General features: G+C 59.9%; 25 protein-coding genes. 19 read left to right on the top strand and 6 right to left on the bottom strand.

Annotated elements, in window-relative coordinates:
* Positions 1-141 precede the first annotated feature (141 nt).
* Positions 142-1,617, top strand: a complete 1,476-nt coding sequence (locus tag ACP7A2_RS20010; RefSeq protein WP_426135599.1) for an inorganic phosphate transporter — start codon at positions 142-144, stop codon at positions 1,615-1,617.
* A 182-nt stretch (positions 1,618-1,799) separates the two neighbouring features.
* Here ACP7A2_RS20010 and ccoM read toward each other — a convergent pair whose 3' ends face one another.
* Together ccoM and ACP7A2_RS20000 are read right to left on the bottom strand one after the other, a co-directional pair.
* Positions 1,800-1,916, bottom strand: coding sequence for a cytochrome c oxidase subunit CcoM (ccoM, locus tag ACP7A2_RS20005; protein WP_426135598.1), 117 nt, complete (start codon positions 1,914-1,916; stop codon positions 1,800-1,802).
* A gap of 143 nt (positions 1,917-2,059) precedes the next feature.
* Positions 2,060-2,221 (bottom strand): hypothetical protein, encoded by a 162-nt coding sequence (locus tag ACP7A2_RS20000; protein ID WP_010563587.1) that lies wholly within the window; start codon positions 2,219-2,221, stop codon positions 2,060-2,062.
* A gap of 134 nt (positions 2,222-2,355) precedes the next feature.
* Between ACP7A2_RS20000 and ACP7A2_RS19995 the strand changes: the two genes are divergently transcribed.
* The 3 genes from ACP7A2_RS19995 (at position 2,356) to ACP7A2_RS19985 (ending at position 4,968) form a co-directional block, all read left to right on the top strand.
* A complete protein-coding gene (locus tag ACP7A2_RS19995; protein ID WP_426135597.1) occupies positions 2,356-3,228 on the top strand; it encodes a LysR substrate-binding domain-containing protein in 873 nt (290 codons plus the stop codon).
* Between the two features lie 91 nt (positions 3,229-3,319).
* A complete protein-coding gene (locus ACP7A2_RS19990; protein WP_426135596.1) occupies positions 3,320-3,790 on the top strand; it encodes a RidA family protein in 471 nt (156 codons plus the stop codon).
* The gene (locus ACP7A2_RS19985; protein WP_426135595.1) at positions 3,787-4,968 is read left to right on the top strand and encodes an aminotransferase class V-fold PLP-dependent enzyme; all 1,182 of its coding nucleotides are present in this window, start codon (positions 3,787-3,789) and stop codon (positions 4,966-4,968) included. Before ACP7A2_RS19990 ends, ACP7A2_RS19985 begins: the two co-directional genes overlap by 4 nt.
* Here the strand turns inward: ACP7A2_RS19985 and ACP7A2_RS19980 are convergent.
* Entirely contained in the window at positions 4,965-5,306 is a 342-nt protein-coding gene (locus ACP7A2_RS19980) for an aspartate-semialdehyde dehydrogenase (protein ID WP_426135594.1), read from the bottom strand. The genes ACP7A2_RS19985 and ACP7A2_RS19980 overlap by 4 nt on opposite strands.
* A gap of 219 nt (positions 5,307-5,525) precedes the next feature.
* On the opposite strand from ACP7A2_RS19980, the gene rapA reads away from it, so the two are divergent.
* Positions 5,526-8,372, top strand: coding sequence for an RNA polymerase-associated protein RapA (rapA, locus tag ACP7A2_RS19975; protein ID WP_348060211.1), 2,847 nt, complete (start codon positions 5,526-5,528; stop codon positions 8,370-8,372).
* 229 nt (positions 8,373-8,601) lie between these two features.
* Here the strand turns inward: rapA and ACP7A2_RS19970 are convergent, their stop codons facing one another.
* Positions 8,602-9,942, bottom strand: a complete 1,341-nt coding sequence (locus ACP7A2_RS19970; protein ID WP_426135593.1) for a spinster family MFS transporter — start codon at positions 9,940-9,942, stop codon at positions 8,602-8,604.
* Between the two features lie 251 nt (positions 9,943-10,193).
* Between ACP7A2_RS19970 and ACP7A2_RS19965 the strand changes: the two genes are divergently transcribed.
* On the top strand, positions 10,194-10,559 hold the full coding sequence (locus tag ACP7A2_RS19965; RefSeq protein ID WP_426135591.1) for a YkgJ family cysteine cluster protein: 366 nt from the start codon (positions 10,194-10,196) through the stop codon (positions 10,557-10,559).
* Between the two features lie 139 nt (positions 10,560-10,698).
* Entirely contained in the window at positions 10,699-12,963 is a 2,265-nt protein-coding gene (locus ACP7A2_RS19960; RefSeq protein ID WP_426135590.1) for a putative bifunctional diguanylate cyclase/phosphodiesterase, read from the top strand.
* A gap of 413 nt (positions 12,964-13,376) precedes the next feature.
* Here ACP7A2_RS19960 and ACP7A2_RS19955 read toward each other — a convergent pair whose 3' ends face one another.
* Positions 13,377-13,679, bottom strand: coding sequence for a DUF2288 domain-containing protein (locus ACP7A2_RS19955; protein WP_426135589.1), 303 nt, complete (start codon positions 13,677-13,679; stop codon positions 13,377-13,379).
* A 341-nt stretch (positions 13,680-14,020) separates the two neighbouring features.
* On the opposite strand from ACP7A2_RS19955, the gene ACP7A2_RS19950 reads away from it, so the two are divergent.
* From ACP7A2_RS19950 to ACP7A2_RS19910, 9 genes are all read left to right on the top strand, one after another.
* A complete protein-coding gene (locus tag ACP7A2_RS19950; protein WP_426135588.1) occupies positions 14,021-15,148 on the top strand; it encodes a branched-chain amino acid ABC transporter substrate-binding protein in 1,128 nt (375 codons plus the stop codon).
* Between the two features lie 227 nt (positions 15,149-15,375).
* Positions 15,376-16,299 carry a high-affinity branched-chain amino acid ABC transporter permease LivH gene (gene livH / locus ACP7A2_RS19945; RefSeq protein WP_375068056.1) on the top strand — a complete coding sequence of 308 codons (924 nt, stop codon included), beginning with the start codon at positions 15,376-15,378 and terminating at the stop codon, positions 16,297-16,299.
* The gene (locus ACP7A2_RS19940) at positions 16,296-17,549 is read left to right on the top strand and encodes a high-affinity branched-chain amino acid ABC transporter permease LivM (protein ID WP_426135587.1); all 1,254 of its coding nucleotides are present in this window, start codon (positions 16,296-16,298) and stop codon (positions 17,547-17,549) included. Before livH ends, ACP7A2_RS19940 begins: the two co-directional genes overlap by 4 nt.
* On the top strand, positions 17,546-18,313 hold the full coding sequence (livG, locus tag ACP7A2_RS19935; RefSeq protein ID WP_058425231.1) for a high-affinity branched-chain amino acid ABC transporter ATP-binding protein LivG: 768 nt from the start codon (positions 17,546-17,548) through the stop codon (positions 18,311-18,313). Before ACP7A2_RS19940 ends, livG begins: the two co-directional genes overlap by 4 nt.
* Position 18,314: 1 nt before the next feature.
* Positions 18,315-19,016: an ABC transporter ATP-binding protein gene (locus ACP7A2_RS19930; protein ID WP_348059415.1), complete on the top strand. Its 702-nt coding sequence runs from the start codon at positions 18,315-18,317 to the stop codon at positions 19,014-19,016.
* A gap of 294 nt (positions 19,017-19,310) precedes the next feature.
* On the top strand, positions 19,311-19,610 hold the full coding sequence (locus ACP7A2_RS19925; protein WP_426135586.1) for a DUF2282 domain-containing protein: 300 nt from the start codon (positions 19,311-19,313) through the stop codon (positions 19,608-19,610).
* Between the two features lie 23 nt (positions 19,611-19,633).
* Positions 19,634-20,512 (top strand): DUF692 domain-containing protein, encoded by an 879-nt coding sequence (locus tag ACP7A2_RS19920; protein ID WP_426135585.1) that lies wholly within the window; start codon positions 19,634-19,636, stop codon positions 20,510-20,512.
* Complete coding sequence (locus ACP7A2_RS19915; protein ID WP_426135584.1) at positions 20,509-21,285, top strand: putative DNA-binding domain-containing protein; 777 nt, start codon at positions 20,509-20,511, stop codon at positions 21,283-21,285. Before ACP7A2_RS19920 ends, ACP7A2_RS19915 begins: the two co-directional genes overlap by 4 nt.
* Positions 21,282-21,767, top strand: coding sequence for a DoxX family protein (locus ACP7A2_RS19910; RefSeq protein ID WP_426135583.1), 486 nt, complete (start codon positions 21,282-21,284; stop codon positions 21,765-21,767). The genes ACP7A2_RS19915 and ACP7A2_RS19910 overlap by 4 nt, the downstream gene beginning before the upstream one ends.
* Here the strand turns inward: ACP7A2_RS19910 and ACP7A2_RS19905 are convergent.
* Positions 21,764-22,672 carry a LysR family transcriptional regulator gene (locus tag ACP7A2_RS19905; protein WP_426135582.1) on the bottom strand — a complete coding sequence of 303 codons (909 nt, stop codon included), beginning with the start codon at positions 22,670-22,672 and terminating at the stop codon, positions 21,764-21,766. The genes ACP7A2_RS19910 and ACP7A2_RS19905 overlap by 4 nt on opposite strands.
* Before the next feature lie 104 nt (positions 22,673-22,776).
* On the opposite strand from ACP7A2_RS19905, the gene ACP7A2_RS19900 reads away from it, so the two are divergent.
* From ACP7A2_RS19900 to ACP7A2_RS19890, 3 genes are all read left to right on the top strand, one after another.
* Positions 22,777-23,376 carry a short chain dehydrogenase gene (locus ACP7A2_RS19900; protein ID WP_426135581.1) on the top strand — a complete coding sequence of 200 codons (600 nt, stop codon included), beginning with the start codon at positions 22,777-22,779 and terminating at the stop codon, positions 23,374-23,376.
* Positions 23,377-23,473: 97 nt separating this feature from the next.
* Positions 23,474-24,145, top strand: coding sequence for a COG3650 family protein (locus tag ACP7A2_RS19895; RefSeq protein WP_348059429.1), 672 nt, complete (start codon positions 23,474-23,476; stop codon positions 24,143-24,145).
* Between the two features lie 106 nt (positions 24,146-24,251).
* Positions 24,252-25,865, top strand: coding sequence for an NAD(P)/FAD-dependent oxidoreductase (locus ACP7A2_RS19890; RefSeq protein WP_426135580.1), 1,614 nt, complete (start codon positions 24,252-24,254; stop codon positions 25,863-25,865).
* The last annotated feature ends 102 nt before the right edge of the window (positions 25,866-25,967 follow it).

Here is a 25,967-nt window from a genome sequence, read left to right as displayed (position 1 = left end):
CAAAGCCCCTAAAACCTTGGGATGCGCGCCCGTGCGCCGATTTTTTCCAATGAAGATTGTTACCGATCAACAGCTAGTGCATCGATTACCGAGGTTTTCTGGCATAATCGCGCCCCCTTACGACCGGGTCAGAAAACCTTCATGATCGATTTATTCAGCGGACTGGATGCTTGGGTTCTCGTGAGCCTGTTGCTCGCCCTGGCCTTTGTCCTCGCCTTCGAGTTCATCAATGGCTTTCATGACACCGCTAACGCGGTGGCCACAGTCATCTATACCAAAGCCATGCCGCCACACCTGGCCGTGTTCTTCTCCGGGGTGTTCAACTTCCTCGGCGTGTTGCTCGGTGGTGTGGGTGTCGCCTACGCCATCGTGCACTTGCTGCCGGTTGAGCTGCTGATCAATGTGAACACCGGCCATGGTCTGGCGATGGTCTTCTCGTTGTTGGCCGCCGCGATCACATGGAACCTGGGCACCTGGTACTTCGGTATTCCGGCCTCTAGCTCCCACACCCTGATCGGCTCGATCCTCGGTGTCGGCCTGGCCAATGCCTTGATCAACGACATCCCGCTGGCTGACGGCGTGAACTGGCAGAAAGCGATCGATATCGGCGCGTCCCTGGTGTTCTCGCCGATGGCCGGTTTTGCGGTCGCAGCCCTGGTGCTGCTTGGCCTGAAATGGTGGCGCCCGCTGTCGAAGATGCACAAGACGCCGGATCAGCGCCGCAAGCTCGACGACAAGAAGCACCCGCCGTTCTGGAACCGCTTGGTGCTGGTGATTTCTGCCATGGCCGTAAGCTTCGTGCACGGCTCCAATGATGGTCAGAAAGGTATCGGCCTGATCATGCTCGTGCTGATCGGCATCGTGCCGGCGCAGTTCGTACTCGACCTGGGCAGCACCACTTACCAGATCGAGCGTACCCGCGACGCGACCTCGCACTTGAGCCAGTTCTACCAGCGCAATCATGAAACCCTCGGTGAGTTCCTCGCCCTGGGTAAAAGCGTGAAGGACGACCTGCCGGGCAAGTTCCAGTGCAACCCGCAGCAGACCGAGCCCACCATCAGCGCACTGCTGGGGACGTTGAAAGGTGTCTCCGACTACCATTCGCTGACCGCCGAGCACCGCATTGAAGTGCGTCGCTACCTGCTCTGCCTGGACGACACCGCGAAGAAAGTCGGCAAGCTGCCGAACCTGCCCGCGCGTGACAAGGCCGACCTGGACAAGCTGCGCAAAGACCTCACCGCCACCACTGAATATGCACCGTTCTGGGTGATCCTCGCGGTGGCACTGGCCCTGGGCCTGGGCACCATGGTGGGCTGGAAGCGTGTGGTATTGACCATTGGTGAGAAGATTGGCAAGCAGGGCATGACCTATGCCCAGGGCATGTCGGCGCAGATTACCACCGCCAGCATGATTGGCCTGGCCAACATCTTCAGCCTGCCGGTGTCTACGACCCACGTGCTGTCTTCCGGTGTTGCCGGGACCATGGTTGCGAACAAAAGCGGCCTGCAGGGCGGGACAGTGAAGACCATTCTGATGGCTTGGGTGTTGACCTTGCCAGCGACCGTCGGGCTGTCGGCCGGTTTGTTTTGGCTGGCGTCCAAGGCATTGGGTAGCTGATAGCTTGTTGGTGTTGAAGGAGGCGTGATCCGTGAGGGTTGCGCCTTTTTTGCTTTTTGGGGGCTTGGGGTTTGTGTACATATCCGTTGCTGCGGTAACGGATATGTACACAAACAAAACACAAAAAAAAGGGCGACCGAAGTCGCCCAAAATGCCTTGCGTGCTCATACATCAGGAAAGACTTACGGTTCTTTACGCTTATTAGCGTCCTTCCAGATAAAAATCCCGAACCCTACAAAAAACATCACCATGAGGCTGACCGTCAGCACTCCGGCAAACACCACATTATCGAAAAACATGACCGGCCTCCTGCTCGTGCCCTGTTGCGATAGGGCCAAGTTAATGGAGAACGCAGATTAAAAAATTGACGGGGATCAATGCCGCCCACAACAGGGCGTAAAGAAGGGAAATACCTGACCTGCATCAATAGATGCAGGTGGGTTTAACGCTTTTTCGGTTTGTTCTTCGACTTTTTCTTAACTTTACCCAGCGGCATTGCCTGTTCAAACGCTTGGCGCACTTCATTCAGGCGCTTGTCATTCAAGTCATGCACGCGCTTGGCACGTTCGGCATTCAGGTCGATCAGCTTGTCGTCATCACTCATGGCTTGGCTTACGTCGTGGCGGGAATGCCCTAATAATGCGGCCTCCCCCGCACGACGGCAAATCAACGGACGACAAAATGCCGGTCATCGCCCAAAATCGGACTTTTCAACCTATTCCCAAAAGGCGCACCCAGGTGGCATTGCACAAGGACCTTCCCCCGCTGCTGGCCCTGCGCGCCTTTGAAGCCGTGGCGCGGCACTTGAGTTTTATCAAGGCGGCGAACGAGTTGTCGGTGACGCAAAGCGCCTTGAGCCACCAGGTGCATAAACTCGAACAGCATCTGGGCAAACCGCTGTTTATCCGACGTACCCGCGCGATCGATCTGACCGCCGACGGCCAGCATTACTACGACGAAATCCGCCCCGCGCTTGACGCCATCGCCGCCGCCACCCGCACGCAACGCTTCGCGCCGAGTGCCACGGTGTTGCGCATCGGCTTGCTGGCCTCTTTCGCCACGCTGTGGCTGGCACCGCGACTGGCCGGGTTTCTGCACCGTTATCCGCATATCCAAGTGGAGCTTCTACCGTCGATTCAACTGGCAAACGTCGCGGCGGCCGAGGTCGATTTGGCCATTCGTTACGGTAAGGGCGACTGGCCCGATGTACACGCCACGCGCCTGATGGATGAGGCCATTTCACCCGTATGCAGCCCGGCGTTCAAAGCCAGCCAACTGCACAACGGCCCATTATTGATGGCCACCTCGCACCGGCCATTCGAGTGGACGGATTGGTCCGCGCACTACCAGGTAGACCTCGCCAACCACCCGCGCGTGATGCTCCACGATTACAACATTGTGGCCGAAGCCGCTGTGGCCGGTCAGGGCATCGCCATGGGCCGGCACCGTTTGATCGCACGCAAGCTTGAAGACGGCAGCCTGGTGGAAGCCTTCGATTGGCCACCCTACCGCAGCGAAATCGGCTACTGGCTGATTGCCCCGCAGGGCCCTGCCAGCGAAGCCGCCGAGTGTTTCAGCGAGTGGTTAAAGGAAACCTGCGCCAACGCGTGAGTTTTTTCGATACGTCGTGTGAGATCTTTGCGTTTGTCGCCCCACCGCCCTCGCCCACATGCTCAAACCTCTTAGCCCAAGAGGAATGACCATGAGCAACTCCCTGCGCCAACGCGTGCAAGCCCTCGGCCTGACGCTGCCGACGCCCGGCCAGCCGGCGGCCAACTACATCAACTACGTGATCAGCGGGAACCAACTGTTCGTCTCCGGCCAAATCCCGATGCTGGACGGCAAGCCCGGCTATATAGGCCGACTGGGTGAGTCCCTCAGCGACGAAGAAGGCGCTCAGGCGGCGCAGCTGGCGGCATTGGGCCTGTTGGGGCAGTTGAGCCATGCGTTGGGTGATGACTTGTCGCGCCTGGTACGTCTGTTGCGCCTGGGCGTCTTCATCGCCGCCAGCGGCAATTTCAAGAGCCAGAGCCTCGTCGCCAACGGCGCGTCAGACTTGCTGGTCAACGCGCTGGGTGAGAAAGGCCGACACGTGCGCACCGCCGTGGGAGTTTCCAGCCTGCCCGCCGGCGTGGCGGTGGAGGTTGACGCGATTTTCGAGCTGCAACCGTGAGCCCGCTGGAACTCCAGCGCCTGCGTGATGAAACGCCCGGCTGCCAGTCGGGCATCGTGCACTTCAACCACGCCGGAGCTTCGCTGCCCAGCCAGGCAACCCTCGATGCGATTGTCGACCAACTGCAACGCGAAGCGCGCGATGGCCCGATGGAAGCTGGCGAGCACGGTGCGGTGCTGGTGGAAAAAGCCCGGCGTGCGGCCGGGCAATTGCTCAATGCACCCGCCTCCTCGATTGCCTTTACCAGCAGCGGCTCGACAGCCTGGAGCATGGCGTTCCAGGCGCTCGGCCAGTGGCGGCCCGGCGATCGAATTCTGGTGGGCCGCCATGAATGGGGCGGCAACCTGGCGAGCATGGAATGGGCCGTGAAGGCCGGTGGGCGGGTCGAGGTCATCCCTTGCGATGAAACCGGCGCGGTCTGCCCGAAAGCGCTGGCGTCGATGATCGATGCCAACGTAAAGCTGATCGACCTCACGTGGCTCCCGGCCAACGGCGGCCTGATCAACCCCGCGGAAGCCATCGGCGAAGTGGCCAGGCGCCACGGCATTGCCTACTTCATCGACGCCGGCCAGGCCGTCGGGCAATTGCCGGTGGATGTGCAAGCGCTGCACTGTGATGTGCTCAAGTCGGCCGGGCGTAAACACCTGCGCGGGCCGCGCGGCACGGCGCTGATGTATGTGCGACCGGAGTTCCTGCACCACCTGAACCCCGCCCAGCGCGACGTGCTCTCGGCGCCGTGGACCACCGAGGGTTATGAACTGCGCGACGACGCGCGGCGTTTTGAAACCAGTGAAGTATCGTTCGCCTTGCTGGCAGGATTGGGCAATGCGTTGCAGGAAGTAAACCGGTTGGGCGTGGAACGCACCTGGGAAAGAGTCCTGCAGGTCAGCCAGCGAATCCGCGAAGCCTTGCGTGAGATCCCGGGCATTACCCTGCACGACCTAGGCACTGCTCACTCAGGATTGATCGCCTTCAACCTCGCCGGTTGGGACGCCTTCGAACTCAAGCGGCGCCTGGGCTTGCAGCGCATCAACATCGGCGCCAATGGCGTGGCGTACACACCGCTCGACATGCAGGCGCGTGGCCTGGCGAGCATCGCGCGACTCTCTGTCAGCCCGCTCAACAATGACCACGACATCGACCTGCTGATAGCGGCGTTAACGGCATTGCGCAATTAAACCTCGACGTCGACCCACAAACCCTGGCGCGGTGCGTCTTCGATCAAAGGCACCACCGGCACGGTGTTGTCGGCATTCAACAGGTCGCCGGGAATCGCCAGGTGCTGCTCAGGGTCTTCTTCGGCTTCACGCCGGCGTTTCTGCTGTTCTTGCTGGCGGCGCTGTTCTTCGCGCAGAAGAAACGTCGACTGCTCGGAATCGCCCTTTTTAAGGTCGATCGTGCTTTCGTTGGAGCCCGCTTGCACGGGCACCACGGGCGGGATATCCGGCTTCTGACGCGCCGGGTCAAGTTGTGACGTGACCGGCACAACGCTGACGGGCAGCATGGGTGGCAACATAATGATTACTCTCCTGGTCTACAGGCTGTCGGCTACGTGCGGGGCGACTTGAACCCTGCCTCGCCAAGCTGTGACCGAGTCGACACTCCCAAGTGCCCGCCACCCGTCGATCCGGCTCCCGAACCTTTGCGTAAACAGAGTAGTTTTTGTCAGAGTCCTTGGGCGGGGGGTGTTGTTCCGTTAAGATAGTCGGCTTTTTCACGGCGGGAGTCAGGCAGCATGGCGCAGCAGTATCAACCGGGGCAACGCTGGATAAGTGACAGCGAAGCAGAGCTGGGGTTAGGCACCGTTCTGGCACAGGACGGGCGCTTGTTGACCGTGCTCTATCCGGCCACTGGCGAGACTCGCCAGTATGCGCTACGGAATGCGCCCCTCACTCGCGTGAGGTTTTCGCCGGGTGACTCCATCACCCATTTCGAAGGCTGGAAAATGACCGTACAGCAAGTCGACGACGTCGACGGCCTGCTGGTCTACCAAGGCCTCAATGGGCAGAACGAGCAGGTCACCCTGCCGGAAACCCAGCTCTCCAACTTTATCCAGTTCCGCCTGGCCAGCGACCGTCTGTTCGCCGGGCAGATCGACCCGCTGGCCTGGTTTTCGCTGCGTTATCACACCCTGGAACACACCAGCCGCCAATTGCAGTCTTCGCTGTGGGGCTTGGGTGGCGTGCGTGCGCAGCCTATTGCTCACCAACTGCACATTGCCCGTGAAGTCGCTGACCGCATCGCGCCACGTGTTTTGCTGGCGGACGAAGTGGGCCTGGGTAAAACCATCGAAGCCGGCCTGGTGATCCATCGCCAACTGCTGTCGGGCCGCGCCAACCGCGTGCTGATCCTGGTACCGGAGAACCTGCAGCACCAGTGGCTGGTGGAAATGCGCCGCCGCTTCAACCTGCAAGTGGCGCTGTTCGACGAAGAGCGCTTTATCGAAAGCGATGCCACCAACCCGTTCGAAGACACCCAGCTCGCGCTGGTGGCGCTGGAATGGCTGGTGGACGACGAGAAGGCTCAAGACGCGCTGTTTGCCGCCGGTTGGGACCTGCTGGTGGTCGACGAAGCCCACCACTTGGTGTGGCACGAAGAAAAAGCCAGCGCTGAATATTCGCTGGTCGAGCAACTCGCTGAAGTGATCCCGGGCGTGCTGCTGCTCACCGCCACCCCGGAACAGCTGGGCCAGGACAGCCACTTCGCACGTCTGCGCCTGCTGGACCCGAACCGCTTCCACGACCTGCACGCCTTCCGCGCCGAGAGCGAAAACTATCGCCCGGTGGCTGAAGCCGTACAGGAGCTGCTGGACAAGGGCCGCCTGTCACCAAAAGCGCACAAAACCATCCAGGGTTTCCTCGGCAACGAAGGTGAAGCACTGCTCGCCGCCGTCAACGATGGCGACACCGAAGCCAGCGCGCGCCTGGTGCGTGAGCTGCTCGACCGCCACGGCACCGGCCGCGTGCTGTTCCGTAATACCCGCGCCGCCGTTCAAGGCTTCCCGGAGCGCAAGCTGCACGCCTACCCGCTGCCCAACCCGGACGAATACCTCGAGTTGCCGCTGGGCGAACACGCCGAGTTGTATCCGGAAGTCAGCTTCCAGTCGCAGCCGGATATTGAAGAAGAAAACCGCTGGTGGCGTTTCGACCCACGGGTCGAGTGGCTGATCGACCAGCTGAAAATGCTCAAGCGCACCAAGGTGCTGGTGATCTGCGCCCACGCCGAAACCGCCATGGACCTCGAAGACGCCCTGCGCGTGCGCTCCGGTATTCCGGCCACGGTGTTCCACGAGGGCATGAACATCCTCGAACGTGACCGCGCCGCCGCCTATTTTGCGGATGAAGAGTTCGGCGCCCAGGTGCTGATCTGCTCGGAAATCGGCAGTGAAGGCCGTAACTTCCAGTTCTCTCACCACTTGGTGTTGTTCGACCTGCCGTCCCACCCCGACCTGCTGGAACAGCGGATCGGCCGTCTGGACCGGATCGGCCAGAAGCATGTGATCGAACTGCACGTGCCGTACCTGGAAACCAGCCCGCAAGAGCGCCTGTTCCAGTGGTACCACGAGGCGTTGAACGCGTTCCTCAATACCTGCCCGACCGGCAACGCCTTGCAGCATCAGTTCGGCCCACGCCTGCTGCCGCTGCTGGAAAATGCCGATGACGGCGAGTGGCAAGCCCTGATCGACGAAGCGCGTGCCGAGCGCGAGCGTCTGGAACAAGAGCTGCACACCGGCCGCGACCGCCTGCTGGAACTCAACTCCGGCGGCGCCGGTGAAGGCGATGCACTGGTTGAAGACATCCTTGAGCAAGACGACCAGTTCGCCCTGCCGATCTATATGGAAACCCTGTTCGACGCATTTGGCATCGACAGCGAAGACCATTCGGAAAATGCGCTGATCCTCAAGCCAAGCGAAAAAATGCTCGACGCCAGTTTCCCCCTGGGCGACGACGAAGGTGTGACCATCACCTACGACCGCAACCAGGCGCTGTCGCGCGAAGACATGCAGTTCATCACTTGGGAACACCCGATGGTGCAGGGCGGCATGGACCTGGTGCTGTCCGGTTCCATGGGCAACACCGCCGTGGCACTGATCAAGAACAAGGCGCTCAAGCCGGGCACCGTGTTGCTGGAACTGCTCTACGTCAGCGAAGTGGTTGCACCGCGCTCGCTGCAACTGGGTCGCTACCTGCCGCCTGCTGCCCTGCGCTGCTTGCTGGACGCCAATGGCAACGACCTCTCGGGCCGTGTGTCGTTTGAAACCTTGAACGACCAGCTGGAAAGCGTGCCACGCGCCAGCGCCAACAAGTTTATCCAGGCCCAGCGTGACCAACTGACACCACGGATCAATGCCGGCGAAGAGAAAATCAGCCCGCGCCACATCGAGCGTGTGGCTGAGGCGAAGCGTCGTCTGGCGGCGGATACCGATGAAGAACTGGCGCGACTGACCGCGTTGCAAGCGGTTAACCCGACGGTACGCGACAGTGAGCTGGTGGCCCTGCGGAGTCAGCGTGAGCAAGGGTTGGCCATGCTTGATAAAGCGGCGTTGCGACTGGAGGCGATTCGGGTGTTGGTGGCGGGTTGATTGGCACTTGAGTTGAAAAAATGGCCCGCGTGATGCGGGCCTTTTTTTTGGGGTTTGGGCTGGGTCGCTTGAGTGCATATCCGTTGCTGCGGTAACGGCTGAAATTGGTTCCGCTCTTACAGCGGGTCACTTTTGGCAAACGCCCCAAAAGTGAGCCGCTGTAAGAGCGGAACCAATTTCAGCCGTTACCCCAGCAATGGATATGCACTCAACCAATCCAGCAAAAACCTCAAACCGTAACAGCCAAAGCCGGCACCACCCCCAACCCATCCTTCATCTTCTTCGCATCCCGCACAAAACACCGCGACGCCTGAAACAAAAACAACATCGTCAAAAACAACGCCACCGGAATCAAATACATGGCGTCGTGCAACCCCACCGCCTTATAAGCCTCAGTCATCTGCACCGCCCCATCGGCATACATCGCCGAATGCGCAAAATGATCAGACAACCCCCCCACCACCACCGGCCCCATCCCCCCGCCCAACAAATACAACCCGGCAAAAAACAGCGCCATCGCCGTGGCCCGCAGGCGCGGTTCAACCACGTCCTGAATCGCCGTATACACGCAGGTGTAAAAGTTATAGGCAAACAACCAGCCCACACTGAACAGCGCCACAAACACCCCAATCTCAATACGCCCGGCATGCAACGCCCACGCGGTGGTCACGGTAGAGATGATCAGGCTGCACGCCGCAAACAGCAGCCGCCCATTCGCAACCCGTTGATGAATCTTGTCGGCAACCCAGCCACCCAGGGTCAACCCCACCAAACCGGTCACGCCAACGATTACCCCCGTGGCCACCGCCGCCTCCTGCAATGGCAACAGGAAATAACGCTGCAGCATCGGCACCAGAAACGAATTGCACGCATAGGTCGCAAAGTTGAAACACAGCCCCGCCAGCACCAGCCACAGAAAAGTCGGTACCGCGAGCACGCGGCGAATCGGGCGGTCGACGCGTTCCTGGGAGACTTGCACGGTTTCCGCCGCGCCGCGCTTGGGTTCCTTGATGTAGAACATGAACACCGCCAGGATCATTCCCGGCACGGCGGCGATAAAGAACGGCGCGCGCCAGCTGTCGAACGCCTTGACCATCCAACCGATGGTGAAGAACGCCAGCAGCAGGCCCAACGGCAGCCCCAGCATGAAAATGCCCATGGCGCGGGCACGGCGGTGCGCCGGAAACAGATCACCGATCAGCGAATTGGCCGCCGGCGCGTAGCTGGCTTCTCCGATGCCGATGCCCATGCGCACCAGCAAAAACGTCCAGAAACTGCCGACCATGCCGTTGACCGCCGTCAGCCCGCTCCAGGCGAACAGGCCCCAGCCCATCAATTTGCTGCGCGAACCGGTATCGGCCAGGCGCCCGAGCGGCAGCCCGGCGATGGCGTAGACGAGGGTGAAGGCGGTGCCGATGATGCCGAGCTGGAAGTCGCTCAGGTGCCATTCCATGCGGATGGGTTCGATGATGATCGCGGGAATGGTGCGGTCGAAGAAATTGAACAGGTTGGCGAGGAACAGCAGGAACAGAATGCGCCAGGCATTCGCCGCTTGGGTCGAGTTCTGCATGGGTCCGTCTCTTTTATTGTTATGAGAGCTGCGATGCCCGATGCATCCTGCCCGGTGTCTGCAACATAGTCAGGCGGGCAGCGCTTGTCTGTAATGATTCGTAAAGCTGATAGGGCGTAATTTCACCCGTCGTAATGGGACTTTCCCCACAAAAATATAACTGCGCGCCCCTCTTCCCAATGGCCATGGCGCGGATAGAATGGCGAGCCCTCCCGTAGCACATCCTCTTACTTTTCTTATCGATGACGCCCATGTCCGAAGCCAGTCCGTGTCTGAGTTGCGGTGCCTGCTGTTCACACTTTCGCGTGTCTTTCTTTTGGGGCGAGTGCGCCTCGTCGGGGGGCACGGTGCCCGATGACCTGGTGGTGCAAATCAACCCAACGCGCGTGGCGATGATAGGAACTGACCAGAAACCTACGCGTTGCTGCAGCCTTGAAGGAGAAGTGGGCAAAGGCACGCGTTGCTCGATCTATGAGCTGCGAGCCAGCCCGTGCCGCGAGTTTGAGGCGTCCTGGAGCCAGGGCGTGCAGAACGTCGAATGCGATACAGCCCGCGCCGCTTTTGGCTTGGCGCCGCTCGATGCGCCCTTCGAATTTGACCTGCCGATCAGCGCTTAGCATCAAACGCTATGGCAGGCATGCCAAAATCATTCAGAGCAAAGTGCCATGATCCGTTGCAAATCCCGCGGGGCTTCTATACTCGATGTCATAAGCCGTTGCTGCAGGCAATGGACCAATGACTTAGACGGGACACGCTATGGAATGGCTTGGTCTGCATTTTTTTACCGCCCTTCCGGACACCGGGTACTTATTACTCAATTGCAGTCATAACCCCTTTCTGGTGCTGCTGGCGTATCTGGTCGCCTGCGCGGCGGGTTTCGGCACGCTGGACATGGCCGAACGCGTCGGCCACGTAGAAGATCCCACCGCCCGCCGCCATTGGCGCTGGCTGGGCGCCGGGTGCCTGGCCGGGGGAATCTGGTCGACCCACTTCATCAGCATGCTGGCCTTCCAGGCGCCTATCGTCATTCATTACGAATTGATCATGACGTTCGCCTCGCTGCTGATCGCACTGATTGCGTCGTTGTTTGCCATGCAGACCCTCAGTCATGCCCACCTGCGCTTTCATCAGTATCTGCTCGCCTCGATCTGGATGGGGTTGGGCATTGCGCTGATGCACTACGTCGGCATGTCGGCCATGCGTTCCCAGGCGCAGGTGTATTTCGAGACGGGCCTGTTCCTGGCGTCGGTGGGCATTGCCATCGGCGCCAGCCTCACGGCGTTGCTGCTGTCGTGCTACCTGCGCAACGACGTTGGCGTGTTTCATCAACTGCTCAAATACGCCGCCAGCCTGGTGCTCGGCGCCGGCATCCTGAGCATGCATTTCACCGGCATGGCCGCCATGCAAATGCTGGTGCCCAATGGCGCGGACCTTGCGCTGTCGCAGGACAACAATCCCATTCAACTCGGCCTTTCAGTGGCAGTGATTACCTTGCTGGTGATCGGCAGCAGCATCAGCGCCGCCCTCGCGGACAAAAAGCTGCAGCACAAGGAACGCGACTTGCGCCGGGTCAACGCCCTGCTCAGCGAACTGGATCAGGCCCGCGCCTCGCTGCAACAGGTGGCGCACTACGATGCGCTCACCAGCCTGCTTAACCGCCGTGGCTTTAACCAGCTGTTCGCGGAAAAAGTCGCCGAAAAAACAGCCAGTAAGGGCATGATGGCGGTGATCTTCCTGGATATCGACCACTTCAAGCGCATCAATGACAGCCTTGGGCACGATGCCGGCGACCAGTTACTCACTGTGCTGGCCGGGCATATCAAGGGGTCGGTTCGCAGCCATGATGACGTGGTCGCACGCTTTGGCGGCGATGAGTTCTGCATCCTGATCAACATCCACCATCGTGACGAAGCGCGGCACATGGCCCAGCGCATCATGCAGAAGATGAAAGAACCCATCGAGCTGGCGGGTCGGCGCATGGTGATGACCACCAGTATCGGCATCAGCTTGTTTCCTGAAGACGGCGTGACCTGCGAGGAACTGCTTAAAACGGCAGACCTGGCGCTGTACCAGTCCAAAGATACCGGGCGTAACACCCTGAATTTCTTCAGTTCCAACCTGAAAACCCGCGCGTCTCTTGAGCTGCAACTGGAAGAAGAACTGCGGGCTGCACTGCGTGGCCGCAACGAGTTGGTACTGTTTTATCAACCGATCTTCGACATGAAACTCGGCAAAGTCACGCGCCTGGAAGCCTTGGTGCGCTGGCAACACCCGCGGCACGGCTTACTGCCACCAGACCGGTTTATCGGCATCGCCGAAAGTAACGGGTTGATTGCCGACCTGGACCACTGGGTTTTACGTCAGGCCTGTCACGACTTAAGCCTGTTGTCTGACCGGGGCTACACGGAACTGACCATGGCCGTGAATTGCTCAGCCCTCAACCTGGCGCGTGATGAGCTGGCGGATGAGATCGAGGCCGCCCTGCGTTTCGCCGCCATTGCGGCCAACCGCCTTGAACTGGAAGTGACTGAAAATGCGCTGATGGGCAATATCAGCAGCACCCTGGCGCTGTTGCGGCAAATCCGTTCGCTGGGGGTGTCGCTGGCGATTGATGATTTCGGCACCGGGTATTCGTCGCTCGCCTACCTCAAGCGCCTGCCGCTTAACACGCTGAAGATTGATCGATCGTTTATTCAGGACATCCCCAAATCGACGGCCGATATCGAGATCGTCCAGGCGATTATCGGCATGGCCCACACCCTGCACCTGCACGTGGTCACCGAAGGCGTGGAAACCCAGGCGCAGTTCGATCTGCTGCATAAACACGGCTGCGACTTCATCCAGGGCTACCTGTTAAGCCCGGCGGTGCCTGTCAGCGAGATCATCGGTGTGATCCAGGGCATTCAGATTCGCAACCCGCTCTATTCTTCCAGCGGGGAAGCCAACAAAGATGTGCCCTCGCCGAAAGAGCCTGCGCCCGCCCGGATGGGGCCGCCTTCCACGGTCAGGCCAATTCGCTGAAACCACAGCGCCAGCGGAAAAACCCGCCCGCTGGTGATTCGGCAGTAACGACCGCGATCTTGAGGGGTTGAAGGCCCAGAGTGGGAGCTCACCTGTGTATGAAGGTGGTGAAGCCCTACTCGGTAAAAACTGTGGGAGCGGGCTTGCTCGCGAATGCGGTGGGTCAGTTGATGGATTTGGTGGCTGATACAGCGCATTCGCGAGCAAGCCCGCTCCCACCGTTGGAACATCGATATACACACCAAGAAACAATTCCCCAAGCCTTCCACCCCGAGGAAAACTGTTCCCGTGACGCATACGTCACCCTGACCTGTGACCTTTCTCCACGGCAAGATGCCATCACCGCCCAACCAGTTACTCCACTACCCACATAGACCTGCAAAAAACACGCACCTTTTAAGTGCGCTCAAATCTCACACCGCCCTTTCCTGGATCAAAATCCAAGGCGAAACAACCACCGCCCACAAGCTCGGATCCCGCTCAACCAAGTCCAATGCCCGCGTCGCAGACACCTCGCCAAGGCTCCCTGAAGCCAGCCACCCAGCGACTTTCTCGCGGTTATCCGCAGCCATTCCCTCAGCTGCTTCGATCAAATCCAGCCCGGCATCGACCCACAATAGGGCACCCTTGGCAAAGAACGGTTCAAGCTCCTTCCACGAAATTTCGGCGGTTTCACCGAGCAGCTTGGCATAGAGGGTGCTAGGTTCTTGCGTCATGGGAATTCACCTTGGGAAAAAATCGGCGCAATCATAACGTCGTGGCCCTCGCGGAAAAACCCAGTTGCAAATGAGTCACCGAACGAAAGTGTCAGGAAAGCCAAGGATTGCCCGAAACTCCGGCATCACCCCGCCGCAATTCTGTCTTTTTCTTTCATTTAAGCGACACCCTCGGGTTTTGCCCCCAGCAGCCAGCTTTTCAAGCGATCAACCGGCGCTCTACACTGTACCGGTACAGTTGCCAGAGCACTGCCGGGGGGATAGCCGAACTATCTGATCCGGTTCTGTAGCTCACAAGGCCGCTAGAACTATAAAAAATACAACAGCAAGAGTGGAGCACTATGAATAAGGCTACTAAGCAGATTTCCAAACTGTTTGCCGCTATGGTCCTGGCTGGGGTTGCCGGCCATTCGTTCGCAGCCGACACCATCAAGATCGGTATCGCCGGCCCTAAAACAGGCCCGGTGACGCAATACGGCGATATGCAATTCATGGGTGCCAAGCAGGCAATCGCCGACATCAACGCCAAGGGCGGCGTCGACGGTAAAATGCTCGAAGCCAAGGAATACGACGACGCTTGCGATCCAAAACAAGCGGTTGCCGTAGCCAACAAAGTGGTCAACGACGGCGTCAAGTTTGTAGTCGGTCACCTCTGCTCCAGCTCCACTCAGCCAGCGTCCGATATTTATGAAGACGAAGGCGTGATCATGATCACCCCGGCGGCCACCAGCCCAGAAATCACCGCGCGTGGCTACAAGCTGATCTTCCGCACCATTGGTCTGGACAGCGCCCAGGGCCCAGCGGCCGGCAATTACATCGCCGACTTCGTCAAACCGAAAGTGGTTGCGGTTATCCACGACAAACAGCAATACGGTGAAGGCATCGCCACCGCCGTTAAACAGACCCTCGAGAAGAAAGGCGTGAAGGTTGCGCTGTTCGAAGGCATCAACGCTGGCGACAAAGACTTCGCCTCGCTGATTCAGAAGCTCAAGCAAGCCAACGTCGACTTCGTCTACTACGGCGGCTACCACCCTGAGCTGGGCCTGATCCTGCGCCAAGCCAAGGAAAAAGGCGTAGACGCCAAGTTCATGGGTCCGGAAGGCGTCGGTAACGACTCCATCTCGCAAATTGCCCAGAGCGCTTCCGAAGGCCTGCTGGTTACCCTGCCTAAGTCTTTCGACACTGACCCTGCGAACAAGGCGATCGTTGAAGAGTTCACCAAGAACAAGCAGGACCCAACCGGTCCGTTCGTGTTCCCGGCCTACTCGGCTGTTGAAGTCATCGCTGGCGGTATCGCTGCCGCGAAGTCCGAAGACACCGCCAAAGTGGCTGCTGCTATCCACGCAGGCACCTTCAAGACCCCTACCGGCGACCTGAGCTTTGACGCCAAGGGCGACCTGAAGGACTTCAAGTTCGTGGTCTACGAATGGCACTTCGGCAAACCAAAAACCGAAGTTTCCCCTCAGTAAGCCAGGCGTTACTGGTCCAACAAGCCCACTGTGAGAGCAGTGGGCTTTGTTTTACGAGGTTTATGGGCCTGTCACCCGCGATCCGGGCGCTGGCTCACCTGAAAATCTTAAAACCGTCACCAGCGGTTCGCTGGCAAACGCTTCGTGCAACCTGATCAAAGAGCAGGGCACCGAGCCGGAAATGACTCCACCAGTGAAATGCGTATCGGGTTTTTAGGAGCGCTGTAATGCCTGAGATCTATCATTTTCTCCAAACGCTGGTTAACGGCATGACCGTTGGCAGCACCTATGCCTTGATAGCCATTGGCTACACGATGGTTTACGGCATCATTGGAATGATTAACTTCGCCCATGGCGAGGTGTACATGATTGGCTCCTACGTGGCCTTCATCGCCCTTGCCGGGCTGGCCATGCTGGGTATCCATTCCCTGCCGCTGTTGATGACCGCTGCGTTTCTGGCGTCGATCGTCGTAACCAGTGCCTACGGCTACAGTATCGAGCGGGTTGCCTACCGCCCGTTGCGTGGCAGCAACCGTTTGATCCCGCTGATTTCGGCTATCGGCATGTCGATTTTCCTGCAGAACACCGTATTGCTGTCCCAGGACTCCAAGGATAAGTCCATTCCCAACCTGATCCCGGGGAGCTTCTCCTTCGGCCCGGGTGGCGCACAAGAAGTGCTGATTTCGTACATGCAGGTCCTGGTTTTCGTCGTCACCCTGGCGGCCATGGTGGGCCTGACACTGTTCATCTCCCGCTCCCGTCTGGGGCGCGCCTGCCGGGCCTGCGCCGAAGATATCAAGATGGCCAACCTGTTGGGCATCAACACCAACAACATCATCGCCCTGACCTTCGTGATCGGCGCCGCACTGGCCGCCGTCGCGGCGGTGCTGCTGAGCATGCAATACGGCGTGATCAACCCCAACGCCGGTTTCCTGGTAGGCCTGAAGGCCTTTACCGCAGCAGTACTGGGCGGCATCGGCAGTATTCCGGGTGCGATGCTCGGCGGGCTGGTGCTGGGTGTGGCTGAAGCCTTTGGCGCCGATGTGTTCGGCGACCAATACAAGGACGTCGTGGCATTCGGCTTGTTGGTTCTGGTGCTGTTGTTCCGTCCGACCGGCATTCTGGGCCGTCCGGAGGTTGAGAAAGTATGAGCAGATATCTTAAATCGGCGTTTTTCAGCGCCTTGCTGGTATGGGCCGTGGCCTTTCCGGTTCTCGGCCTCAAGCTGAGCATTGTCGGCATTAACCTGGAAGTGCATGGCACCGGTCCCGTGACCCTGACCATCATCGCCCTGTGTTCGGTGTTGATGTTCCTGCGCGTGCTGTTCACCCAGCAGGTCGGTGCGATGTTCAAAGGCAACCGTGGCCCGCTGGTGTCGCCCAAGGTCAGCCAATTCCTGACCCTGCCGCGCACCCAGCGCTACATCATCATCGGCCTGGTCGTGGCGGCGCTGATCTGGCCATTCTTCGGCTCGCGCGGCGCGGTCGACATTGCCACCCTGATCCTGATCTACGTGTTGCTGGGCCTGGGCCTGAACATCGTGGTGGGCCTGGCCGGCTTACTCGACCTGGGTTACGTGGGCTTCTACGCAGTGGGTGCCTACACCTACGCGCTGCTCTCGCATTACCTGGGCTGGGGCTTCTGGATCTGCCTGCCACTGGCCGGCATGGCGGCGGCCACATTTGGCTTCCTGCTGGGCTTTCCGGTGCTGCGCTTGCGCGGTGACTATTTGGCGATCGTGACCCTGGGCTTCGGTGAAATCATCCGGCTGTTCCTGCGTAACCTCACCGACATTACCGGCGGCCCCAACGGCATCAGCAGCATTCCAAAGCCAACGTTCTTCGGGCTGTCGTTCGACCGCACCGCGGCTGAAGGCATGCAGACCTTCCACGAATACTTCGGGATCGACTACAACCCCGTGAGCAAAGTGGTGTTCCTGTACCTGGTGGCATTGTTGCTGGCGCTGGCAGCCTTGTTCGTAATCAACCGTTTGCTGCGCATGCCGATCGGCCGTGCGTGGGAAGCGCTGCGCGAAGATGAAATCGCCTGCCGTGCACTGGGTATGAACCCTACCATCATCAAACTTTCAGCCTTCACCCTCGGGGCAACCTTCGCCGGTTTCGCTGGCAGTTTCTTTGCCGCTCGCCAAGGTTTGGTGACCCCGGAGTCGTTCACCTTTATCGAGTCGGCGATCATCCTCGCCATCGTGGTACTGGGTGGCATGGGCTCGCAGTTGGGTGTGATTCTGGCCGCGATCGTGATGATCCTGCTGCCGGAAATGATGCGTGAGTTCAGCGAATACCGCATGTTGATGTTCGGCGCCATGATGGTGCTGATGATGATCTGGCGCCCTCAAGGCCTGCTGCCCATGCAACGTCCACACATGGAGCTGCGCAAATGAGCCGCGAGATCCTGAAAGTCGAAAATCTGAGCATGCGCTTCGGCGGTTTGCTCGCGGTCAACGGCGTGGCCCTGACCGTGAAAGAGAAACAGGTCGTGGCGCTGATCGGCCCCAACGGCGCTGGCAAGACCACGGTGTTCAACTGCCTCACCGGCTTCTACAAGCCGAGTGGCGGCAGCATCCTGCTGGACGGCCAGCCGATCCAGGGCCTGGCCGGTCACGAAATCGCCCGCAAGGGTGTGGTGCGGACCTTCCAGAACGTGCGGTTGTTCAAGGACATGACGGCGGTTGAAAACCTGCTGATTGCCCAGCACCGTCACCTGAACACCAACTTCTTCGCCGGCCTGTTCAAGACCCCGTCGTTCCGCAAAAGCGAGCGCGAGGCCATGGAATACGCGGAATACTGGCTGGACAAGGTCAACCTGACCGAATTCGCCAACCGCCCCGCCGGCACTCTGGCCTATGGTCAGCAACGTCGCCTGGAAATCGCCCGCTGCATGATGACCCGGCCGCGGATCCTCATGCTCGACGAACCGGCCGCCGGCCTGAACCCCAAGGAAACCGAAGACCTCAAGGCGTTGATCAGCGTATTGCGTGAGGAAAACAACGCCACGGTGCTGTTGATCGAACACGACATGAAACTGGTCATGAGCATTTCCGACCACATCGTGGTGATCAACCAGGGCACGCCGCTGGCAGATGGGACGCCGGAACAGATCCGCGATAATCCTGAAGTGATCAAAGCCTATTTGGGGGAAGCGTAAAATGCTGCAATTCGAAAACGTTTCCACTTTCTACGGCAAGATCCAGGCCCTTCACAGCGTCAACGTGGAAGTGCGCCAGGGTGAAATTGTCACGTTGATCGGCGCCAACGGTGCCGGCAAGTCAACCTTGTTGATGACCTTGTGCGGCTCGCCGCAAGCCCACAGCGGCAGCATCCGCTATATGGGTGAAGAGCTGGTGGGCCAGCAGTCGTCGGAAATCATGCGCAAGAGCATTGCCGTGGTCCCGGAAGGCCGTCGGGTTTTTTCCCGCCTGACCGTGGAAGAGAACCTCGCCATGGGCGGGTTCTTCACCGACAAGGGCGACTATCAGGAGCAGATGGACAAGGTGCTGCACCTGTTCCCTCGGCTCAAGGAACGCTTCAGCCAGCGCGGCGGCACCATGTCCGGCGGCGAGCAGCAGATGCTCGCCATCGGCCGGGCGCTGATGAGCAAGCCCAAGCTGTTGCTGCTGGACGAACCTTCCCTGGGCCTGGCGCCGATCATCATCCAGCAGATCTTCGACATCATCGAACAGCTGCGCAAGGACGGTGTGACGGTGTTCCTGGTGGAGCAGAACGCCAACCAGGCGCTTAAAATCGCCGACCGCGCCTACGTGCTGGAAAACGGCCGGGTGGTGATGCAGGGCACCGGTGAGCAATTGTTGACGGACCCGAAAGTGCGCGAAGCGTACCTCGGGGGCTAAGAGACGGTAGCTGTAGAAACCGGATCTAAAATGTGGGAGCGGGCTTGTGTGGGAGCGGGCTTGTGTGGGAGCTGGCTTGCCTGCGATGGCATCACTGCGGTGTGACTAACACGCCGAGGTGTCTGCATCGCGGGCAAGCCCGGCTCCCACACAAGCCCGCCCCCCTTTTTTTTGCGTGACGCGAAATTATTTAAATTATTTTCGTCGGCCGTGTAACGAACTTCGTCCTGCTGCCTCTAGTGGAGTAAGCAGGCAAACATGCCTGAAACCTCAACCCAATGCTGGAGCTACACCATGACTACCAAACTGTCCGCCGCTACCCTGATCCTGGCCCTCGGTTCCGCTTTGAGCCTGTCCGCCATGTCCAACCTGGCCCACGCTGACGACGCAAAAATGGACAAATGCTTCGGCGTCGCTGAAGCCGGCAAAAACGACTGCGCCGCAGGCGCCGGCACCTCCTGCGCCGGCACCTCGAAAACCAAAGACCAGGCCAACGCCTGGAAACTGGTCCCGGCCGGCACCTGCGGCAAAACCACCAGCACCACCTCGCCGACCGGTTTCGGCCAGGAAGCTGCCTTCACCGCCAAGTCCTGAAACCCTGCGCAACCTGAGTACTGATGATGACGCTTTCACCCCAACACACGGTCTCGCCAGCTCAGGTACCCGGCCTCCCCTACAGGGCCGGGCTGGGGCTGAAGAACGAGCACTTCATCGAAGTGCTCGAGACCTCGCCCGACATCGGTTTCTTTGAGGTGCACGCCGAAAACTACATGGTCGCCGGCGGCCCGTTTCATCACTACCTGGGTTTGATCCGCGAGCGGTACCCACTGTCGTTGCACGGCGTGGGTCTGTCTATCGGCGGCGAAGGCCCGTTGAACCGTGAGCACCTGGCACGGTTGGCCACGCTGATAGAACGCTATCAACCCCAGTCCTTTTCCGAACACCTGGCCTGGTCCAGCCACGGCCCGGTGTTTCTGAATGACTTGCTGCCTCTGGCCTACGATGCCGTCACCCTGAACCGGGTGTGCGAACACATCGATCAGGTGCAAAGCACGCTCAAGCGGCCAATGTTGCTGGAGAATCCGTCGACTTACCTGCAGTTCCAGCATTCCACACTGGATGAAACAGACTTTATCAGCGAGATCATCCGCCGCACCGGTTGCGGCCTGCTGCTGGACGTCAACAACGTTTACGTGTCGTGCATCAATCACCAGCGCGACCCGCTTTCCTACATCGATGCGCTGCCGTTGCGCGCGGTCGGTGAGATTCATCTGGCGGGCTTTGCCGAAGACACCGACAACCTGGGCGACCGCCTGCTGATTGATGACCACGGCGCACCCGTCGACAACGCGGTATGGCAGCTGTATGAACAGGTACTGACGCGCACCGGCCCGGTGGCCACGCTGATCGAACGGGATAATCAGGTGCCTGCGTTCAGCGTGCTGCATGCCGAAGCCCAACACGCCGACTGGCATTTGTTGCAGGTCAACCCATGAGCGTTCAAGCCGCGTTTGCCAATGCCCTGCTCGCGCCCGACCAGGCCTGCCCCGAGGGCGTGTTCAGCAGCAACGGCGCCGACCCTGCCAGTCGTTTTGCGGTGTACCGCAATAACGTCCACAGCTCATTGATCAACGCACTCGCGGCGGCTTACCCGGTGACATTGCAATTGGTCGGCGAGGAATTCTTCCGCGCGATGGCGGGCCTGTTTGTACAGGCGTCCCCGCCCACCAGCCCGTTGATGAGCAAGTACGGCAGTGCGTTTGCTGCCTTTATTCAAGACTTTGAGCCCGCTGCCAGCGTGCCCTACCTCGCTGATGTTGCACGCCTGGAACGACTGCGCGTAGGCGCCTATCACGCGGCGGATACACAGCCACTGGACCGGCAAACGGTTCTTCAAGCACTGCAAGGCCAGACGGATCTGGGAAAACTGCGCGTGCAATTGCATCCGTCTGTTTCAACCTTCAGTTCCGCCTATGCCGTCGTTGCCGTGTGGGCAGCGCACCAGGCCGAGGGTGCCTTGGACAGCTTGAATCCCTGGCATGCCCAAGGCGCGCTGGTTTTGCGCCAAGGCCTGGCCGTCAAGGTGTTCGCCATCGACAGCGGCTCGGTCGCCTTTATCAATAGCTTGAACAGCGGCGCCGAACTGGAGATGGCGGTGGCTCTCGCCCTCGAAGCCTTCAGCGAATTCGACCTGAATCAATGCCTGACGCTGTTGATCAGCCACGACACCATTACTCATCTGCACCCAGAACAAAAGGAATCGCCATGAGCACCTCGCCTTCAAACCCTATCAATCGGGTCATCGCGCTGTTCGAGAAAATCCCCTACAGCCTGATCGCCTTTCTCGCACGGTTCTCCATTGCGGCGGTGTTCTGGAAGTCCGGGCAAACCAAGGTGGAAGGTTTTGCCATCGACCTGATCAATGGCACCTTTCAGCTCGGCGTGCCACGCCTGGCTGCCTCCACCGTGCCGCTGTTTCAAAGCGAATACCGAGTGCCGTTGCTCTCGCCCGAGGTGGCTGCGCACATGTCGGCGTTTGCCGAACACTTCTTTCCCGCGCTGATCCTGGTGGGTTTTGCCACGCGCTTCTCGGCCCTGGCGCTGATCGGGATGACCCTGACCATCCAGATCTTCGTCTATCCGGACGCCTACCCAACCCACGGCACCTGGATCGCGATCTTGCTGCTGTTGGTGGCGAAGGGCCCAGGCCGCCTGTCCATCGACCACCTGATCGCACGTCGCTACCGTTAAAGACGGTCCAGGGCTTCGCCGCTGCGTTTGAACCAGTCCACCAAATAGTCGGCGAGCACTTGGGTCCGTCGCGGCAAGCCGCCCTGATAAGGGTGCACCAGGTACATCGGCATGCTCCGCGTCTGATAATCGCGCAGGAGCCAGCGCAATCTGCCGTCAGCCAATTCTGCCGGTAATGCATAGGACGGCAGACGCGCGATGCCGGCGCCCACCAGCGCGGCTTTTTTCAACAGGTTGTAATGGTTGGAGGCAAAGGTGCCGCTGACCCGCACCCGCAGCAGTTCATGTTGCTGGTGGTAAAGCCATTCCTCTCGCCCGCTGTAATGACTGTTGAGCAGGCAGGTGTGGGTGACGAGATCGGCCGGGGTCAGTGGCTCACCGTACTCCTCAAGATAAGCCGGGCTGGCGCAGGTCATTTCGTGCCAGGCCAGCAGCGGCTTGGCCACCAGGCGCTCATTGTCGACAGCCCCGGAGCGCACCCCCAAATCAAAGCCGTCCCGTGCCAGATCGTGGCACCGGTTGTTCAGTTCCAGTTCGATCTGCACCTGCGGGTACCTTTTGTAAAACTCCACCAGCAAGCCATCAAAGAAGGTTTCGCCCAACGACACCGGAACCGTCATACGCACAGGCCCGGCCAGGTCGTCCTTGAGCCGCGCCAGTGCCTGACGAGCGCGGTCGACTTGTACTACAAGCGCCTGGGCCTGAGGCAACAACGCCGCACCGGCGGCTGTGAGGCTGAGCTTGCGCGTGGTGCGGTGCAGCAACACCACGCAATACTGCGCCTCCAATTGGCTGATGCGTTTGGACAGCTGGCCCTTGCTGCAACCCAGTTGCTCGGCGGCCACGGTGAAACTGCCGGCTTCGATCAGTACGGCAAAGGCCGCCAGGTCATCCATCTCGCTCATGGATTGTTTCCATTTGAAAACCAAAGGTTGCCCATTAGCACGTTTATCCACGTGAAAAGCCACCCTAGACTGAATCCTTACTTACCCCTTGGAGGAACAGCACGATGAAAATCCTATTGATTGGAGCCAGCGGTGCGGTCGGTTCAGCGGTCAAGGCCGAACTGGCGCAGCGTCACGAAGTGATCAGCATCGGCCGCAGCAGTGGCGATTTCCAGGTGAACATCAGCGACAGCGCCTCGATCCGCGCACTGTTCGAACAGACCGGCAGGTTCGATGCACTGGTCTGCGCGGCAGGCAGCGTCAACTTCGTCGCGTTGGGTGACATGAACGAGGCCGACTTCGAACTGGGCCTGCGCGACAAGCTGATGGGCCAGGTCAACCTGCTGCTGATCGGCCGCGAATACGCCAACGACGGCGCATCGTTCACCTTCACCAGCGGCATTCTCAACCGTGACCCGATCCGCACTGGCGCCTCGGCGGCCCTGGTCAATGGCGCACTGGATGCCTTTGTTAAAGCGGCGGCAATCGAATTGCCACGTGGCCTGCGCGTCAACTCGGTGAGCCCGACCGTCCTGCTCGAAGCCATGGACAGCTATGCGCCGTATTTCCGTGGTTACAAACCGGCGCCGGGCGCAGACGTGGCATTGGCCTACGCGAAAAGCGTCGAGGGCCTGCAGACCGGGCAGACGTTTATCGTCGGCTGACTTTCACGTCTGTAAGAATTGCCTGAAGCTCGCAGGCGCACTTGTGATGCGGCGCCAGCCTGCGTAACGTGGCGGCACTTGTTTGGAGACCCGATAAATGCGTGCCGCCCGTACCTTAGTTCTATGTGCCTTGCTGCCCCTGTTCAGCGCTTGCCAGGTGTTCGAAAGCGAACCGGCCAAACCGTCTACCGTCGGGATGACCCGTATGCAGGGCGAATTGACGGCTGTCGGCGGCAAGCTGGTGTTCCAGCCTTGCAATGACAAACGCAACTACGTGGTCAACGACACCGGCGGCACCAGCGTCCTGCAAGAGGCGGCCTCCCTGGCCGGTCAGCAAGGCGCCTTGTTTGCCGACTTGCGCGGCAAGTTCTCCGGGGTTGCCAGTGGCACTCAGGGCTCAGTGGACCTGCAACAGCTCTACCGCGTCGAGCGCTCCACCTCCGCCTGCAATGACCCCGACTTCAAACGCATGATCCTGCGCGCCAACGGCCATAAACCGGCCTGGGCGATGAACGTCACCGCCAAAGGCATGGTGCTGGAACGCGAGGGCCAGCCACCGCTGGCAGTGCCCTATGTCGAAGAGCAAATCGGTGACGGCCGTTTCAACCTGATGACCGAAGCCAACAACCAGCACGTCGAACTGTGGGTCGCCCCGCAGCGTTGCGTCGACCCGGTCAGCGGCAGCCTGCAACACATGACCGCCGAGTTGCGCGTCAACGGCCAGGTCCAGCGTGGTTGCGCCGCATTTGGCGGTTCGCGCGACGACTGATTACGCCCTGCGCTGTTTTAGCATGACGGAAAACCGCCTTTGGGGCTTATAATCGCCGGTTTGCAAAACAGCCGGCCTCTTTGTCCGCCGCCTACCGGATCCTGTCATGTTACGAATCACCGAACTCAAGCTGCCCATCGACCATCCCGATGAAGACCTGCGGCCTGCCATCGTGCAGCGCCTGGGCGTCGCCAGTGATGACCTGCTCGATTTCACCCTGTTCAAGCGCAGCTACGACGCCCGCAAAAAATCGTCAGAGCTGTGCTTCATCTACACCGTCGACCTGAACGTGAAGGGCGAAGCTGCCCTGCTGCTCAAGTTTGCCGACGACCGCAACATCAACCCGGCGCCGGACGTCAGCTACAAAGTCGTCGGCCATGCGCCAGAAGGCTTGGTTGAACGGCCGATCGTGGTGGGTTTTGGCCCGTGCGGGATCTTCGCCGGGCTGCTGCTCGCGCAAATGGGTTTCAAGCCGATCATCCTTGAGCGCGGTCGCGAAGTGCGCCAGCGCACCAAGGACACCTGGGCCTTGTGGCGCAAAAATGTGCTCAACCCAGAGTCCAATGTGCAATTCGGTGAAGGCGGCGCCGGGACTTTTTCCGACGGCAAGCTTTACAGCCAGATCAAGGACCCGAAATTCCACGGTCGCAAAGTGCTGCACGAGTTCGTCAAAGCCGGCGCCCCGGAAGAAATCCTGTATGTCAGCAAGCCGCATATCGGCACCTTCCGCCTGACCGGCGTGGTGGAACACATGCGCCAGCAAATCATCGCCCTCGGCGGTGAAGTGCGCTTCGAACAGCGCGTGACCGACGTGCTGATCGAGGACGGCCAGTTGAACGGCGTGGTTGTCGATGGCGGCGAGCAGATCCTCTCCAGGCACGTGATCCTCGCCCTCGGCCACAGCGCCCGCGACACGTTCCGCATGCTCCACGGCCGTGGCGTGTACATGGAAGCCAAGCCGTTTTCCGTGGGTTTTCGCATCGAACATCCCCAGTCGCTGATCGACGCCGCGCGGCTGGGCAAATACGCCGGGCACCCGAAACTCGGCGCCGCCGACTACAAACTGGTGCACCACGCCAAGAACGGCCGTTCGGTCTACAGCTTCTGCATGTGCCCGGGCGGCACCGTGGTTGCCGCGACCTCCGAACCGGGCCGTGTCGTCACCAATGGCATGAGCCAGTATTCGCGTAACGAGCGTAACGCCAACTCCGGCATTGTGGTTGGCATCACGCCTGAGGTGGATTATCCAGGCGGCCCGCTGGCCGGTATCGAGTTGCAGGAACGCCTGGAGTCCCACGCCTATATCCTCGGCGGCAGCAACTACGAGGCCCCGGCGCAATTGGTGGGTGATTTCATCGCGGGCAAGCCGTCCACCGCCATCGGCAGTGTGGAGCCTTCGTACAAGCCGGGCGTGGCACTGGGCGATTTGGCCCTGGCCTTGCCGGACTTCGCCATCGAAGCGATCCGTGAAGCGCTGCCTGCGTTCGAGAAGCAGATCAAGGGTTACTCGCTGCACGATGCCGTGTTGACCGGTATCGAAACCCGCACCTCGTCGCCGCTGCGCATTACCCGTGACGACTCGATGCAGAGTTTGAACGTAAAAGGCCTGTTCCCGGCGGGTGAAGGCGCAGGGTATGCCGGTGGGATTTTGTCGGCGGGTGTGGACGGCATTCGGATTGCCGAAGCATTGGCGCGGGATATGTTGGGCCTGGAGGCCTGACAGCGAATCTGAAAACACCGCAATTTAAATGTGGGAGCGGGCTTGCTCGCGAAAGCGGAGTGTCAGTCGATGAATCTTTTGACTGACACTCCGCTTTCGCGA

This window comes from Pseudomonas sp. PWP3-1b2, from assembly GCF_049896045.1.
Taxonomy (GTDB): Bacteria; Pseudomonadota; Gammaproteobacteria; order Pseudomonadales; family Pseudomonadaceae; genus Aquipseudomonas; species Aquipseudomonas antarctica_B.
Note: the sequence above shows the minus strand (reverse complement) of the source record. Positions and strands in the feature narration are given on the sequence as shown.

Excerpts from the sequence above, each read along its gene's own strand:
- livH (WP_375068056.1), top strand. The coding sequence starts at position 15,376 with ATGCCTGAGATCTATCATTTTCTCCAAACGCTGGTTAACGGCATGACC.
- ACP7A2_RS19895 (WP_348059429.1), top strand. The coding sequence starts at position 23,474 with ATGCGTGCCGCCCGTACCTTAGTTCTATGTGCCTTGCTGCCCCTGTTC.
- ACP7A2_RS19925 (WP_426135586.1), top strand. The coding sequence starts at position 19,311 with ATGACTACCAAACTGTCCGCCGCTACCCTGATCCTGGCCCTCGGTTCC.
- ACP7A2_RS19970 (WP_426135593.1), bottom strand. The coding sequence starts at position 9,942 with ATGCAGAACTCGACCCAAGCGGCGAATGCCTGGCGCATTCTGTTCCTG.
- rapA (WP_348060211.1), top strand. The coding sequence starts at position 5,526 with ATGGCGCAGCAGTATCAACCGGGGCAACGCTGGATAAGTGACAGCGAA.
- ACP7A2_RS19980 (WP_426135594.1), bottom strand. The coding sequence starts at position 5,306 with ATGTTGCCACCCATGCTGCCCGTCAGCGTTGTGCCGGTCACGTCACAA.
- ACP7A2_RS19965 (WP_426135591.1), top strand. The coding sequence starts at position 10,194 with ATGTCCGAAGCCAGTCCGTGTCTGAGTTGCGGTGCCTGCTGTTCACAC.
- ACP7A2_RS19890 (WP_426135580.1), top strand. The coding sequence starts at position 24,252 with ATGTTACGAATCACCGAACTCAAGCTGCCCATCGACCATCCCGATGAA.
- ACP7A2_RS19950 (WP_426135588.1), top strand. The coding sequence starts at position 14,021 with ATGAATAAGGCTACTAAGCAGATTTCCAAACTGTTTGCCGCTATGGTC.
- ACP7A2_RS19905 (WP_426135582.1), bottom strand. The coding sequence starts at position 22,672 with ATGAGCGAGATGGATGACCTGGCGGCCTTTGCCGTACTGATCGAAGCC.
- ACP7A2_RS19900 (WP_426135581.1), top strand. The coding sequence starts at position 22,777 with ATGAAAATCCTATTGATTGGAGCCAGCGGTGCGGTCGGTTCAGCGGTC.
- ACP7A2_RS19910 (WP_426135583.1), top strand. The coding sequence starts at position 21,282 with ATGAGCACCTCGCCTTCAAACCCTATCAATCGGGTCATCGCGCTGTTC.
- ACP7A2_RS19955 (WP_426135589.1), bottom strand. The coding sequence starts at position 13,679 with ATGACGCAAGAACCTAGCACCCTCTATGCCAAGCTGCTCGGTGAAACC.
- ACP7A2_RS19940 (WP_426135587.1), top strand. The coding sequence starts at position 16,296 with ATGAGCAGATATCTTAAATCGGCGTTTTTCAGCGCCTTGCTGGTATGG.
- ACP7A2_RS20010 (WP_426135599.1), top strand. The coding sequence starts at position 142 with ATGATCGATTTATTCAGCGGACTGGATGCTTGGGTTCTCGTGAGCCTG.
- ACP7A2_RS20000 (WP_010563587.1), bottom strand. The coding sequence starts at position 2,221 with ATGAGTGATGACGACAAGCTGATCGACCTGAATGCCGAACGTGCCAAG.
- ACP7A2_RS19990 (WP_426135596.1), top strand. The coding sequence starts at position 3,320 with ATGAGCAACTCCCTGCGCCAACGCGTGCAAGCCCTCGGCCTGACGCTG.
- ACP7A2_RS19930 (WP_348059415.1), top strand. The coding sequence starts at position 18,315 with ATGCTGCAATTCGAAAACGTTTCCACTTTCTACGGCAAGATCCAGGCC.
- ACP7A2_RS19915 (WP_426135584.1), top strand. The coding sequence starts at position 20,509 with ATGAGCGTTCAAGCCGCGTTTGCCAATGCCCTGCTCGCGCCCGACCAG.
- livG (WP_058425231.1), top strand. The coding sequence starts at position 17,546 with ATGAGCCGCGAGATCCTGAAAGTCGAAAATCTGAGCATGCGCTTCGGC.
- ccoM (WP_426135598.1), bottom strand. The coding sequence starts at position 1,916 with ATGTTTTTCGATAATGTGGTGTTTGCCGGAGTGCTGACGGTCAGCCTC.
- ACP7A2_RS19920 (WP_426135585.1), top strand. The coding sequence starts at position 19,634 with ATGATGACGCTTTCACCCCAACACACGGTCTCGCCAGCTCAGGTACCC.
- ACP7A2_RS19960 (WP_426135590.1), top strand. The coding sequence starts at position 10,699 with ATGGAATGGCTTGGTCTGCATTTTTTTACCGCCCTTCCGGACACCGGG.